The sequence below is a fragment of the Neisseria blantyrii genome (genome assembly GCF_962747855.1).
Taxonomy (GTDB): domain Bacteria; phylum Pseudomonadota; class Gammaproteobacteria; order Burkholderiales; family Neisseriaceae; genus Neisseria; species Neisseria viridiae.
This window is the reverse complement of record NZ_CAUIZY010000001.1, coordinates 129,691-143,929: the sequence shown is the minus strand read 5'-3', so window position 1 is coordinate 143,929 and position 14,239 is coordinate 129,691. Positions and strand designations below refer to the sequence as shown.

Annotated in this window: 14 protein-coding genes, 2 tRNA genes and 1 pseudogene; 12 read left to right on the top strand and 5 right to left on the bottom strand. The window is 50.1% G+C overall.

Annotated features, from left to right (window positions below; genetic code table 11):
• Positions 1-12: 12 nt before the first annotated feature.
• The 12 genes and pseudogenes from Q9J80_RS00795 (at position 13) to Q9J80_RS00740 (ending at position 8,947) form a co-directional block, all read left to right on the top strand.
• A complete protein-coding gene (locus Q9J80_RS00795; protein ID WP_301673555.1) occupies positions 13-489 on the top strand; it encodes a chorismate--pyruvate lyase family protein in 477 nt (158 codons plus the stop codon).
• 29 nt (positions 490-518) lie between these two features.
• Positions 519-1,409, top strand: coding sequence for a 4-hydroxybenzoate octaprenyltransferase (gene ubiA / locus Q9J80_RS00790; protein WP_301673554.1), 891 nt, complete (start codon positions 519-521; stop codon positions 1,407-1,409).
• 184 nt (positions 1,410-1,593) lie between these two features.
• Entirely contained in the window at positions 1,594-2,043 is a 450-nt protein-coding gene (gene ptsN, locus Q9J80_RS00785) for a PTS IIA-like nitrogen regulatory protein PtsN (RefSeq protein WP_301673553.1), read from the top strand.
• A 1-nt stretch (position 2,044) separates the two neighbouring features.
• The gene (hprK, locus tag Q9J80_RS00780; RefSeq protein ID WP_118820066.1) at positions 2,045-3,007 is read left to right on the top strand and encodes an HPr(Ser) kinase/phosphatase; all 963 of its coding nucleotides are present in this window, start codon (positions 2,045-2,047) and stop codon (positions 3,005-3,007) included.
• Positions 2,988-3,842, top strand: coding sequence for an RNase adapter RapZ (rapZ, locus tag Q9J80_RS00775; RefSeq protein ID WP_107819676.1), 855 nt, complete (start codon positions 2,988-2,990; stop codon positions 3,840-3,842). Before hprK ends, rapZ begins: the two co-directional genes overlap by 20 nt.
• An 80-nt stretch (positions 3,843-3,922) precedes the next feature.
• Entirely contained in the window at positions 3,923-4,864 is a 942-nt protein-coding gene (gene ylqF / locus Q9J80_RS00770; RefSeq protein WP_301673552.1) for a ribosome biogenesis GTPase YlqF, read from the top strand.
• 3 nt (positions 4,865-4,867) lie between these two features.
• Complete coding sequence (locus tag Q9J80_RS00765; protein WP_300905493.1) at positions 4,868-4,999, top strand: hypothetical protein; 132 nt, start codon at positions 4,868-4,870, stop codon at positions 4,997-4,999.
• A complete protein-coding gene (gene scpB / locus Q9J80_RS00760) occupies positions 4,965-5,567 on the top strand; it encodes an SMC-Scp complex subunit ScpB (RefSeq protein ID WP_301673551.1) in 603 nt (200 codons plus the stop codon). Before Q9J80_RS00765 ends, scpB begins: the two co-directional genes overlap by 35 nt.
• A 183-nt stretch (positions 5,568-5,750) precedes the next feature.
• Entirely contained in the window at positions 5,751-7,424 is a 1,674-nt protein-coding gene (recN, locus tag Q9J80_RS00755; protein WP_304672660.1) for a DNA repair protein RecN, read from the top strand.
• A gap of 109 nt (positions 7,425-7,533) precedes the next feature.
• Positions 7,534-7,610 (top strand) — tRNA-Arg (locus Q9J80_RS00750).
• A 16-nt stretch (positions 7,611-7,626) separates the two neighbouring features.
• A tRNA-Glu gene (locus tag Q9J80_RS00745) sits at positions 7,627-7,701 on the top strand.
• Between the two features lie 540 nt (positions 7,702-8,241).
• Positions 8,242-8,947, top strand: a pseudogene (locus Q9J80_RS00740) (IS1595 family transposase).
• Positions 8,948-9,018: 71 nt separating this feature from the next.
• On the opposite strand, the gene Q9J80_RS00735 reads toward Q9J80_RS00740, so the two are convergent.
• The 5 genes from Q9J80_RS00735 to Q9J80_RS00715 all read right to left on the bottom strand — a co-directional run bounded on the left by Q9J80_RS00735 (position 9,019) and on the right by Q9J80_RS00715 (position 14,226).
• A complete protein-coding gene (locus Q9J80_RS00735) occupies positions 9,019-9,327 on the bottom strand; it encodes a hypothetical protein (protein ID WP_301673549.1) in 309 nt (102 codons plus the stop codon).
• Complete coding sequence (locus Q9J80_RS00730) at positions 9,311-9,613, bottom strand: integration host factor subunit alpha (RefSeq protein ID WP_003675494.1); 303 nt, start codon at positions 9,611-9,613, stop codon at positions 9,311-9,313. The genes Q9J80_RS00735 and Q9J80_RS00730 overlap by 17 nt, the downstream gene beginning before the upstream one ends.
• 73 nt (positions 9,614-9,686) lie before the next feature.
• Complete coding sequence (gene pheT / locus Q9J80_RS00725) at positions 9,687-12,050, bottom strand: phenylalanine--tRNA ligase subunit beta (protein WP_301673548.1); 2,364 nt, start codon at positions 12,048-12,050, stop codon at positions 9,687-9,689.
• A 54-nt stretch (positions 12,051-12,104) separates the two neighbouring features.
• Positions 12,105-13,160, bottom strand: a complete 1,056-nt coding sequence (locus Q9J80_RS00720; RefSeq protein WP_500796401.1) for a type II restriction enzyme NmeDI — start codon at positions 13,158-13,160, stop codon at positions 12,105-12,107.
• Positions 13,132-14,226, bottom strand: coding sequence for a DNA cytosine methyltransferase (locus Q9J80_RS00715; protein ID WP_039404921.1), 1,095 nt, complete (start codon positions 14,224-14,226; stop codon positions 13,132-13,134). The genes Q9J80_RS00720 and Q9J80_RS00715 overlap by 29 nt, the downstream gene beginning before the upstream one ends.
• Positions 14,227-14,239 lie beyond the last annotated feature (13 nt).

The window sequence follows — 14,239 nt, the reverse complement described above, 5'->3', positions numbered from 1 at the left end:
ATTGGGAAAAATATGGAACACCTATTTGGGAAATGGCTGCCAGATTTGCCTGCCTCCGTTTCAGACGGCATCAGCCTGCCGATGAGTCGGTTATTGAAAGCCCGGTCGCTGACCGCCGCATTGCGCGCCTTGCCGCATACATTTTCGGTGGAACTACTGAAACTGGGTGAATTGGAGACGGAATGCGGAGGGAGGCTGGTGCGTGAAGTTTTGTTGAAGCTGGACGGTATCCCTGTTGTCGCGGCAAGGAGCGAGTGCCGGATAGGTTCGGCGTTTTGGCAAAACATTTTGGACTGCGGCACGCGCCCTTTGGGCGAACGTCTGTTTCAAGCCGATTTGGAAGGGGCGCGTTCGGCGTTTGAGTTTGCTGTTTTCAGCGAAGGATGCGGACGGTACTTTGCCGCTCGGCGTTCTCGGTTTTCCCATCACGGTGAGGAAATGCTGCTGACCGAGTATTTTCTGCCCGAACTGAAACGCTTTATCGGATAAAATACCGGTTTTTTAAGCTGTGCGGCAATATGAATCCTAAATCCCCTTTATTTTTACGCCTGACCGACCGTTTGGATGTGTATCTGCGTCTGATGCGGACGGACAAGCCCATCGGGACGCTGCTTTTGCTGTGGCCGACCTACTGGGCGTTGTGGCTGGCTTCAGACGGCATTCCGGATTGGACGGTATTGGCGGCGTTTACAATCGGTACGTTTTTAATGCGCAGTGCCGGTTGCGTCATCAACGATTTTGCCGACCGCGATTTTGACGGTGCTGTCGAGCGCACCAAAAACCGACCGTTCGCACAGGGCAGGGTCAAGAAAAAAGAAGCGTTGCTGCTGACGGCATTTTTGTGCCTGCTTGCCGCATTGTGCCTGATTCCGCTGAATCATCTGACTTGGCTGATGAGCCTGCCTGCCTTGTTTCTTGCGCTGACTTACCCGTTTACCAAACGTTTTTTTCCGATTCCCCAACTCTATCTCGGGCTTGCCTTTTCCTTCGGTATCCCGATGGCGTTTGCCGCCGTCGCCGGAAACGTGCCGCCTCAAGCGTGGATACTCTTTGCCGCCAATGTGTTATGGACACTGGCGTATGACACGGTTTACGCCATGGCGGACAAAGAAGACGATTTGAAAATCGGCATCAAAACCTCCGCCATCACGTTCGGGCGTTACGATATCGCCGCCGTTATGCTGTGTCATGGCGGCTTTACCCTGCTGATGGCAGTATTGGGGGCGGTTATCGGTGCGACATGGGCATATTGGACGGCAATCCCCATCGTTCTGCTGCTGCAATACTGCCAATATGCCGCCATCAAAAGCCGCGTCCGGCAAATCTGTTTTGAAACGTTTTTGGCAAACAACAGAATCGGTTGGGTGTGGTTTACCGCCATTTTTGCCCATACGTTTTTCGCGAAATAAGGCAGGGCAATGCCGTCTGAAGAGCCGTAAACTGCTTTAGACGGCATTTCTATCTGTGCCGAAAAGCGTTAAAATATGTTTTTAAAACGCTGTGTTATGTCAGCCCGTACCGTATGTGGGATTGAGATTTGCCCCGGCAGTCGGTACAATCCTTCTGTTTTGCGATGTCTGAAAAGAGAAGCTTATGAGCCTTATCGGCGAAATTTTGCCTTTGTCCCATATTGTTTTGGATATGGAGGTGGGCAGTAAAAAAAGGCTGTTTGAGGAAGCGGGCCTGCTTTTGGAACGCGAGGCATCATTGCCTCATACTGATGTTTTCGAATGTCTTTTTGCCCGTGAAAAACTCGGTTCGACCGGTTTGGGGCAGGGTGTCGCCATCCCGCACGGCCGCCACGCAAGCGTGAAGCAGGCGACGGGCGCGTTCATCCGCACGCGCGAACCCGTCGTATTCGACGCGCCCGACGGCAAGCCGGTTTCACTGGTTTTTATCTTGCTGGTGCCGGAAAACGCAACGGGCGAGCATTTGGAGGTTTTATCCAAACTGGCCGGCAAGTTTTCCCAAAAAAGCATCCGCGAATCGCTGATGACGGTTTCTTCTGTGGAAGAAGCCCGCGCCATCCTGACTGAAGAATAATATGCCCAGTATCTCCGTCCGCCGGCTGTTTGACGACAACCAATACAAGTTGCAACTCGCCTGGGCCGCCGGCAATTCGGGGGCGGACAACCGTATCGGCGTAGAGGCAGACAAGCCCGTCCTCGCCTTGGTCGGACACCTGAATTTCATCCATCCCAACCAAATCCAAGTGGTCGGTTTGGCGGAGTCGGAATATCTGAACCGCCTCGAATCGGGTGAAATCGGTTACAAATTCGGCGACCTGTTTGATATTTCCATGTCTTTGGTCATTGTGGCAAACGGCTTGCCGGTTTCCCCGGGTCTGCGCGACTACTGCCACAAAAACGATATTCCACTGCTGACTTCCAAACTCGAAAGCCCCTATCTGATGGACGTGTTGCGGATTTACCTGCAACGCACCTTGGCGGCATCGTCCGTCAAACACGGCGTATTTCTCGATGTGTTTGAAATCGGCGTGTTGATTACCGGACATTCGGGGTTGGGTAAGAGCGAATTGGCATTAGAGTTGATTTCGCGCGGCCACAGCCTGATTGCCGACGATGCGGTCGAGCTGTTCCGCATCGGTCCGGAAACATTGGAAGGGCGTTGTCCGCCCATGTTGCGCGACTTTTTGGAAGTGCGCGGCTTGGGGATACTCAATATCCGCCATATTTTCGGCGAAACCTCTATCCGGCCGAAAAAAGTGTTGCAACTCATCATCAACCTGGTTGCCGCAGACGATGAGTACATGAAACAGCTCGACCGATTGAGCATACGTACGGAAACAGAATCCATCCTCAACGTCAACGTCCGTTCGGTAACGCTGCCCGTCGCCGTCGGACGTAACCTCGCCGTTTTGGTTGAGGCGGCGGTACGCAATTACATTTTGCAGTTGCGCGGCAAAGACAGTACGCGCGAATTTTTGGAACGCCATCAGACGCAACTTAAAGAAAACGAACAGAATCATGAAAATCGTCCTGATTAGCGGGCTTTCCGGCTCGGGCAAATCCGTTGCACTGCGCCAAATGGAAGATTTGGGCTATTTTTGCGTGGACAACCTGCCTTTGGAAATGCTGCCGTCGCTGGTGTCGTACCATATCGAACGTGCGGACGAAACCGAATTGGCGGTCAGCGTCGATGTGCGTTCCGGCATAGACATTGCCCAAGCGCGCGAGCAGATTGCCTATCTGCGCGGACTCGGACACAGGGTTGAAGTTTTGTTTGTCGAGGCGGAAGAGGCCGTGCTGGTCCGCCGCTTTTCCGAAACCCGACGCGGACATCCGCTGGCCGGTCAGGACATGACGCTGTTGGAAAGCCTGAAAAAAGAGCGCGAATGGCTGTTCCCGCTTAAGGAAATCGCCTACTGTATCGACACTTCCAAGATGAATGCCCAACAGCTCCGCCATGCAGTCCGGCAGTGGCTGAGGGTTGAGCGTACCGGACTGCTGGTGGTTTTGGAGTCCTTCGGATTCAAATACGGTGTGCCGAACAACGCCGATTTTATGTTTGATATGCGCAGCCTGCCCAACCCGTATTACGATCCCGAGTTGAGGCCTTACACCGGTATGGACAAGCCCGTTTGGGATTATTTGGACGGGCAGCCGCTTGTGCAGGAAATGGTTGACGACATCGAAAGGTTTGTTACGCGTTGGCTGCCGCGTTTGGAGGACGAAAGCCGCAGTTATGTTACTGTCGCCATCGGCTGTACCGGCGGGCAGCACCGTTCGGTCTATATTGTCGAAAAACTCGCCCGAAGGTTGAAAGGGCGTTACGAATTGCTGATACGGCACAGACAGGCACAAAACCTGTCGGGCCGCTAATCCCGTCAAACCATTATGCCGTCTGAAACCCCGTCCTCCGTTTCAGACGGCATTTCAAATATTGAGAAGAAAGAACAGACATGGCAATCCAATGGTTTCCCGGCCATATGAACAAGGCGAAAAAAGCCATCGCCGAGCGTGCAAAAAGCGTTGATATGGTGATTGAAATGCTGGACGCGCGTATGCCCGCCTCCAGCGAAAATCCACTGTTGGCGCAGCTTTCCAAAGGCAAGCCCAAACTCAAAATTTTAAATAAGCAAGACCTTGCCGACCCCGAACGCACCAAAATCTGGCTCGACCACTACAACAGCCGCCCCGACACCCGAGCCATCGCCCTTGATTCCTCTGAAACCGGCGCGCACGGCAAAATCACTCAAGCCTGCCGCGCCATGATTCCCCACCGCCAAGGCATAGACAAACCCCTGCGTGTCCTCATCTGCGGCATTCCCAACGTCGGCAAATCCACCCTCATCAACGGCATGATAGGCAAAAAATCCGCCAAAACCGGCAACGAACCCGGCATCACCAAAGCCGAACAACGCCTCTTCCTCACCGACGACTTCTGGCTCTACGACACCCCCGGAATGCTGTGGCCGAAAATCATCGTCGAAGAAGGCGGCTACAACCTCGCCGCCGGCGGCGCGGTCGGACGCAACGCGCTGGACGAAGAAGAAGTCGCCCTCGAACTCTTAGACTACCTCCGCCGCCACTACCTCCCCATGCTGCAAGAACGCTACCAAGCCGACAAAGACCCCAGCAGCCACTGGGATGACAACTCGTGGCTCGAATGGATAGCCAAAAAACGCGGCGCAGTCCTCAGCGGCGGACGGGTCAATTACCAAAAAGCTGCCGAAAACATCCTCACCGACTTCCGCGAAGGCAAAATCGGCAGAATCACCCTTGAAACGCCGAACCAATGGGAAATGTGGCTCAAAAAAGCCCGTCAGAAAGAAGCCGAACTCAAGGCATTGCGTGAGGCAAGAAAAGCAGAATGGAAAGGACAGAAACCCTCGGAAGCATAAAGAATGCCGTCTGAAAAATATTTTTCAGGCAGCTTCTCCCCATTCCAACCGATTTCAGACGGCATATCCAAACCCATGCCGTTTCAGCACGGATACCCGTATGACCGACAAAATTTCTCCCGACGCGCTGATTGAAGCCGCGCTTCTGACCCAAACCGAACCCCTGAACGAAAAATCCATGCGCGAACTGTGTGTGCCGCCGCTGTCGCAAGACAAACTGATTGATGTATTGGCGCAGTTGAAAACGCGTTGGCAGGATAGGGCGTTGCAACTGGTGCATACGCAAGAGGGCTGGCGTTTTCAGGTTGTTCAGACGGCATTCGAGCGGCTGGGCAGCCTTCAGGAACAGCGTGCGCCGCGCTATTCCCGCGCCGTGATGGAAACACTGGCGATTATCGCCTACCAGCAGCCCGTAACGCGCGGCGACATCGAAGGCATACGCGGCGTGGCGGTGTCGCAGAACGTGATGCAGACCTTGCAGGATCGGGGGTGGATTGAAGTCATCGGACATCGGGACACATTGGGAAAACCCGCATTGTGGGCAACAACGGCAACGTTTCTCAGCGATTTGCGCTTGGACGGTTTGGAAGAACTGCCACCGCTGACTGAACTGGGCGAACTGGTTTTGCCCGATTTGATAGAAATGCCGCCTGCGGATGAAGAAGAGCCGGAAACCGTACCGTCCGATACCCTGCCCAACTGAAATTCCAAATGCCGTCTGAAACGCACATTGCTTCAGACGGCATTGCAACAAATAAGCAGATAAAAACAAGCACTAAGCAAAATTAAGGAAAAACTTATTTTTAATTTAAAAAATCTTAGTTATAATTCGTATATCTAAAGTTGATATTGCTTTTGTCGGTAGAATTGCTAAGGAATCCTCACAATGCTTCTAACACTTTCTTTGCGTGATTTTGTCATTGTCGAAAATCTGAATCTGAATTTTCAAAGCGGTTTTACCGTCTTGACCGGCGAGACCGGCGCAGGCAAGTCCATTACTTTGGATGCGATTGGTCTGCTGTTGGGCGACAAGGCCGATTACAGCCAAGTCCGCAACGGTGCAAAAGAAGCCCAATTGTCGGCATTGTTTGATATTTCCCATTTGCCTGTTTTAAAAGCAGAATTGTATGAACAGGGGCTTTTAAACGACGGAGAAGAAGAACTCAGCATCCGCCGTATCATCGATGCCAAAGGCAAAAGCCGTAGCTTTATCAACAATCAGGCGGCTACCTTGGCGCAGCTTAAAGCCGTCGGCGGGCAGCTTATCGACATCCACGGGCAAAACGCCCATCATTCGCTTAATCAGGAAGCCGCCCAGCGCGAATTGTTGGACGCATTTGCGGGCAGCAAGGTGCAGGCGGAAACCGTCAGGCAGCTTTATCAAAATTGGGTCAATGCGAAAAAAGCCCTTCAAGAGGCGCAGGAACACGCCGAGACCATCATCATTGAGCGTGAGCGTTTGGAATGGCAGTTTAACGAACTGAATCAGTTGGGCATTAAACAAGGCGAATGGGAAACCCTCAGCCAAAGCCACGACAGCCTTGCCCATTCTGCCGAGCTGTTGCAGGCCGCCGAAGAAGTCGGAAGCAAGATTGACGGCGACAACGGCATCCAACGCCATATCTATCAATGTCAAAAACTATTGGTCAATCTGCAAAACATCGAGCCGCGCTTTGCCGAGAGCCTGAATATGTTGGCAAGCATCGAGGCCGAATTGGGCGAAATCAGTGCCAATATGCGCGATGTGGCAGGACGCAGCGACATCAACCCCAATGAATTGGCGGCACAGGAACAGCGTATGGGCGAACTGATGGGGATGGCGCGGAAATACCGTATCGAGCCCGAAGAGTTGCCTGCCAAGTTGGAAGAAATCGAAGAACGCCTGCAAAGCCTTCAAGCTGCCGCCGATTTGGAAGCATTGACGCAAACCGTTGCCCGCAACCTTGCCGAATATCAGGAAGCCGCCCACATCCTTTCCGCCATGCGGCATCAGGCTACCGGCAGGCTTGGCGAAGAGACAACGGAAAATATGCAGCATCTCGCTATGAAAGGCGCACGTTTCGACATCGTTCTGCTGCCGTCTTCCCCGACGGCACACGGTTTGGAGCAGGTACAGTTTCAAGTTGCCGCCAACAAGGGCAATCCGCCCCGCCCGCTGAACAAAGTCGCCTCCGGCGGCGAATTGGCGCGTATCAGCCTTGCCTTACAGGTTGTTGCCAGCCAATATACCCAAGTTCCCACCCTGATTTTTGATGAGGTCGATACCGGTATTGGAGGGGGGGTAGCCGAAATGGTCGGCAAAGCCTTGCGTGCGTTGGGCAGAAAACATCAGGTGCTTGCCGTTACCCATCTTCCGCAAGTCGCATCCTGCGGCGAAAACCACTGGCGGGTGCGCAAGCACAGCGAGGGAGAGCAAACCGTCAGCGAAATCAGTATATTGGATGAAATCCAACGGATCGAAGAGGTTGCCCGTATGTTGGGCGGGGAAATCATTACCGATACGACGCAGCAACATGCGGCAGAATTGCTGCAACTTGCGTCGAAAAATAGTTTATTTTAAAATCAATTATTTAAAAAATAACTGAAAATAAAAGTCTAAAACAATAGACAGAACTCAGATAAATCCGTATTATTACGCTTTCTTAATCACTTGAACAAGTGATTGTGCTGCACCCGTAGCTCAGTTGGATAGAGTATCTGGCTACGAACCAGAGGGTCGGGCGTTCGAATCGCTCCGGGTGCGCCAACAAGACACACAATATGCGCCCATCGTCTAGCGGTTAGGACATCGCCCTTTCACGGCGGTAACCGGGGTTCGATTCCCCGTGGGCGTGCCAATTCAAAATGTCTCCGATTATATCGGAGACATTTTCAATTTCCGTTTGTATACACGGATATATATTCCTGCATAGGTATATATTCTATTTTACCAATTGATTGCCTATTATCGTTGGGTTTTGGTATTGTATATGCTAAATGTATTGGCATAGATACTGGAATGAAAGTAGGTCTATGGTTGGGCATTTAATATGCCTGTCAGTTGAGAAGCAAATATTACTGGTAAAGTCTGCAATTTAAAAAGGATTCTAGCAACAAAGAAAGTTAAAAACATGAACACAAACTTAAATGACAAAGACAAAGCCATGGATACCGCAATCAGGTTTCAGAAAAGGATGAGGATTCCGAAATTTTTCTTTTTAATTTTCGGAATCACAATAGTTTTGGCCTTTATCCAAGACGTGATAACGGGTTCTAACTTTCTGCAAACAACGATTATGCAAATAATATTTGCGATATATTTAGGCTTTGGAGGTATCATAACTTTAGGGGCTGTCCTAGATAACTAGGGAAATTCAAATTAAGTTAGAATTATCCCTATGAGAAAAAGTCGTCTAAGCCGGTATAAACAAAATAAACTCATTGGGCTATTTGTTGCAGGTGTAACTGCAAGAACAGCAGCAGAGTTAGTAGGCGTTAATAAAAATACCGCAGCCTATTATTTTCATCGTGTACGATTACTTATTTATCAAAACAGTCCGCATTTGGAAATGTTTGATGGCGAAGCAGAAGCAGATGAAAGTTATTTTGGCGGGCAACGCAAAGGCAAACGCGGTGCTGCCGGTAAAGTCGCCGTATTCGGTCTTTTGAAGCGAAATGGTAAGAAAAGTAATGCGCCCCTCTGATAGGACGCAATATATAAGGTTTATACGGTTGCTGTACCGAATACTCAAACCGCTACTTTATTTCCTATTATCCGTGAACAGGTGAAACCTGACAGCATTGTTTATACGGATTGTTATCGTAGCTATGATGTATTGGATGTGGGCGAATTTAGCCATTTTAGCTTCGCTGAAACTTCGTTTTCGTATCAATCACAGCACACATTTTGCTGAACGACAAAACCATATCGATGGAATTGGGAACTTTGGGAACCGGGCAAAACGTCATTTACGCAAGTTTAACGGCATTCCCAAAGAGCATTTTGAGCTGTATTTAAAGGAGTGCGAACGGCGTTTTAACAACAGTGAGATAAAAGTTCAAATTTCCATTTTAAAACAATTAGTAAAATCGAGTTTATCCTAGTTATCTAGGACAGCCCCTTATTTTTTAGCGTGTAAAACAAAACCGGCTGCATACCTGCAACCGGCCTCAAATCAGCACAATTCCTTATCAAAATCAGCCAACAGGTCTTTCAGACCGTCTCCGATTTCCTGAAGCGTAACCGGACGGTTGCCGTCCGAACCCGATTCCGCACCTTCTGCATACGGCGCAAACGTACTCTTCAGTTTCAACAGTTTCACCACATCCAAACGGGTGTAGCGTTCGCCGCCGTAACCGACAACCACACCGTGATCATGCTGCCATTGCGCAAAACCATAGGGGCTGATTTGCAACAGTCCGCACAGCTCGTCCAGCGTGAAATAGCGTTTTGCGGGAAGCGTCAAATCAACGTTGTTTGTCATAGTAGTGTTCCACCATGCCTTTGAGTTTCTGGCTGGCATGGAAAGTTACCACGCGGCGGGCGGTAATCGGCACTTCCTCGCCGGTTTTCGGATTGCGGCCCGGGCGTTGCGGCTTGTCGCGCAACTGGAAATTACCGAAACCGGAAATTTTGATTTCCTCGCCGCGCGCCAGAGTGCTGCGGATTTCTTCAAAAAAGAGTTCGACGATTTCTTTGGCATCGTTTTTGGTGACGTTGCTGACTTTGTCTACCAAAATATCGGCCAATTCGGCTTTAGTGAGAGTCATATGATTACCTTCTGTTGTAACAGTTGTGGATTATTACCAATTTTTATTTAAAATTCAAGCGAATATTTATTTCTTAACTGCGAAGCCGCGCCCCTGCCGCCGTTGCCGCGCCAATCAGTTTCCCGATAAGCGGTTCAACCGCCTCATCCGTCAGCGTGTTTTCCATATCCTGCAAAATCACTTTGACCGCCACGCTCTTCATCCCTTCAGGCAGGCCCGTGCCGCGATACACGTCAAACACGCTGATTTCCTGTACCAACTTGTTTGCCGCGCCTTTCAAGACAAGCAGCAAATCATCATGGCTCATAGCTTCCGGCATCACAAACGCCAAATCGCGGCGCACCGGCTGGAATTTCGATACGGCCCGATAGCGCGTTTTCCCGCATTCCAACACAGCCTCCATATCAATTTCAAATACCAGCGGCGCTTGCGGCAGGTCGTATTTTTGCAGCCATTTCGGATGCAGTTCGCCGACAAAGCCGATAACTTTGCCGTCTGAAACGATATTGGCGGCGCGTCCGGGATGCAGGGCGGGATGTCCGGTTTTAACGAACTCGACTACTTTGTTTTTCAACAGATTTTCTACATCGGCCTTGATGTCGTAAAAATCCGCGTTGCGCGTTTTTTCACCCCATTGTTCCGGCATTGCCGCGCCGTACCACAGACCGCCGATGCGCTCGTTTTGGACAAACCGGCCGTCTGAACCTTTGCCGAACACGCGGGCGATTTCAAACACGCGCACGCGGTTTTGCTTGCGGTTCAGGTTGTTTTGCAAAATTTCCACCAAGCCGCCAATCAACGTAGAACGCATCACGGCATATTGCGCCGCCAGCGGGTTTTGCAGGCGGATGGGATCGGCATTGGCGGCAAAATCTTGTTCCCACTGCTCGTCAACGAAGGCATAGCTGACTACTTCGTGGTAGCCGCGCGCCGCCATTTCGTTGTAAACGGCAAAACGCGGACGGCGTGTTTCGGGCAGTTCCAGCATTTTCAGACGGCCTGACGTGTAATCGTCGGGGATGTTTTCATAGCCGTAAACGCGTCCGATTTCTTCAATCAAATCAGCCTCAATTTCGATATCGAAACGGAAGCTCGGCGCGGTAACGCGAAAGCCTTCCGCCGTTTTCTCAGGCTGCAGACCCAGGTGTTGCAAAATGGTTTCCACCTGTTCGGCAGGAATGTCCACGCCCAACACGGTTTTCAGACGGCCCAAACGCAATTCGACCTGCTTCGCTTCGGGCAATTCACCCTGCGCTTCCACCATTTCTCCTGCCGCACCGCCGCAGATTTGCAAAACCAATTCGGTAGCGCGTTCGATGGCATCGGCCTGCAAACGGTAATCCACGCCGCGCTCAAAGCGGAACGACGAATCCGAACCAAAACCATATTGGCGCGATTTCCCTGCGATGATTTCAGGCGCAAACCAAGCCGCTTCCAGCACGATATTTTGTGTGCCGTCTGAAACCGCGCTCGCCGCGCCGCCCATCAGGCCTGCCAAGCTCAACACGCCTTTTTCGTCGGCCACTACCAGCGTATTTTCAGACAGGGAAACGGTTTTCTCGTTCAGGCATTCCAGCGTTTCACCTTCACGCGCACGGCGGATGTGCAGGCTGCCTGAAAGTTTGTCGGCATCAAAAACATGCATCGGCTGACCGATTTCCAGCATTACATAGTTGCCAATGTCCACCGGCGCGGAAATACTGCGGATGCCGCTACGCTCCAAACGCTGCTTCATCCAATCCGGCGTAGCGGCGCGCGCGTTCACGTTTTCAATCACGCGGCTGATAAAGCGGCCACAATCGGCAGGCGCATCAATCTGCACGGGCTGTTTGCGGCTGCCCGTGATTGGCGCAACATGGATTGCAGGCTGCTTGAACGCGCAACCCGTCAATGCGGACACTTCGCGCGCGATGCCTTTGATGCTCAGGCAGTCGGCACGGTTCGGCGTGATTTTCAGCGTGAACACCGTATCGTCCAAATCCAGATATTCGCGGATATTTGCGCCGACGGGAGCGTCTTGCGGCAGAATGTGCAAGCCGTTCACGCCGTCATCAGACAGACCGAGTTCGTCGGTGGAACACAACATCCCGTTCGACACCACGCCGCGCATCTTGGTCGGCTTGATTTTGAAATTGCCCGGCAACACCGCACCCGGCAACGAACACGGCACTTTAATGCCTGGCTTGACATTCGGCGCACCGCACACAATCTGAACCAACTCGCCCGTACCGGCATCAACTTGGGTAACGTTCAAGCGGTCGGCATCAGGATGTTTCTCAACGGATTTCACTTCGGCAATTACCACGCCCGTAAACGCAGGCGCAGCAGTCTCGGCTTCTTCCACTTCCAAGCCGGACATGGTTAACAGATGTTCCAGCTTATCGGCGGAAAGTTCGGTATCGGCTTGGGTTTTCAGCCATGAGTAGGAGAATTGCATGTTTTTCCTAAAGATTAAATTTGATTGGACAACTTAAGGGTAACCGAGTGTAAATTACATTACACATTTTTCCATAAAGCAGTCTAAAAATTCTTCATTGACGGCTTTATTTGTCAATTTCCGGCGAATGCACAAGGAATACAACTCTTCAACTGCGGAATAAGGAAAATATTGGGTATCTAAATTTTTAAACATCGGAACATTCGCTTCTTTAAAAACTTTATCCCTATCTTCATCAGGAGCAACGATAACCCAGCGCGTATTAGCATATGGTGGCAACAGGTCTTTCAACTGCTTCATCCGTGCAAGGCCGGAACGTACACCCGTACTATGTTCCACCTCCATCACCGCCGGCATCAGTTTTCCATTCCTGAACCAGATGCAATCAATATGCATTGCGGCCTGAACCGCGCCGTCAAACGAACTGATAAGTTTCTCGCTTTCTATCTTTTGTACGATACCGTCCAAATCGGCAATTTTCTTATCCCCATAACTAATACCTTGGTCGTTTCTCGCAATCCACGTCCTGAAACCAAGTTGAAAACCTATTGCTGAAAGGGCAATCTGTATTTGCACGTGGCGGCGTTTTACATCTATATCTATTTCTGAATGGGTTGAAGGAAGGGATAAAGCATCGTAAACCACATTGTTGGAGGGGATTTCCGAAATAACGACATCTGTCTCATATTCCTTCATTACGCCTTTTTCATGCGGCCTATAGGGAAGCCAAATAATGTGCTTGTGCCCTTCCACCACCTCGCTTTTATTCAGACCCGGTTGTATCCGCTGCAATTTGCACCAGTAAATTTCGGGTGTATGGGCAAGCAATGCCTCCAGTGCGGAACGAAAGTTATAACTTGCGCCAAACACCCTGTCCACATTGACAGGCTCCCCCGTGGACAACGCATCTGCCAACCGCCAAATTGCTTGTTTCGATATCGAAGTTTCCGTATCTCCCCTTTTAATCTTAATCGGACCTTCCGGTTTTTCAACATGGACGATTTGTATGGTATGCGTATTTGAGCTGTTCACATAGTTATAATTGACATTCTTTTTCAAGCTATCAATCGCACTGACCAAATTAGCAGCCGTCAGTTTTTGTCCGCTCATAGTGATTCTCCAAATAAGATTTTAGTGTCATCGCTATCCCTTTTGCTGCCAAAAACGGTACACCGTTGCCTATGGTTTTGAACATATTGCTCAATGTCATGTTATCAGGCAGCTCAAACTCCTTCGGCAAAGACTGTATTGCCAATGCCTCCGCAGCGGAAATCCTTCTTGGCAGATAGGGATGAATGTGGACTTCGTTATTTCCGTATGCGGCAGTCGGGGAATAACGCCAGCGGTGTAGGCGTTTATAGGACTTCTTTTTATCATCCCCTTCGCTTATGGTTTGGAATTTTTCTAAACCCGCTCTTGGTTGGAAGTGTTTGCTCGCATTCGGGTGCGTATCCACACCATTGCGATCGAACCAATACTGAACGGTCAACTCGGGGTATATGTTTGCAGGCTGACTGACCACTCTTCCTACTTCTTCTGTCGTAGGCCAATCTTTTTCCAAGGCATCAGGGAATGAAATATGAGCATCCCAATCAAACTTCTGCAAAGCATCGACATGCTGACTCAAAAAACCCACTAGGATAATCCTTTCCCTGTCTTGCGGTACGCCGTATTCGATGGCATTGATGAGTTTTTCAGTACATACATATCCAAAATCAGAAAGTTGCCGTTTCAACGCATTGAAAAACTCCCTATGCTTGGCAGTCCTATATAGTCCTTTCACATTCTCAAATACAAAAAAATCAGGCTGGTTTTTACAAATTAAATCCACATAACTTTGTGATAACTTACCATTCTCCCCATCCCTACCTTTATTTTTCCCTGCAATAGAAAAATCCGGACATGGGGGACCTCCGATAAATCCGACAATAATGCCATTTTGTTTTTCCTTTTTAACCCAGCCAGCCAAATCTTTTGCTTTCTCAGCATAAAGACATTCGTCAATACTACCCTCAAAATATCCGTATTTAGGCTTCGGGATATCCATTCTGCTTCGAGAGTATTTATATGCTTCCAAAAATGGGGGATGGACTTCATTAACAAAGGCAATATCAAATCCTGACAACTCGAAGCCCAAATCCAAAAAGCCCGCACCGGAGAAAAAAGAAAAAATCAAAGTTTTTTTTCTT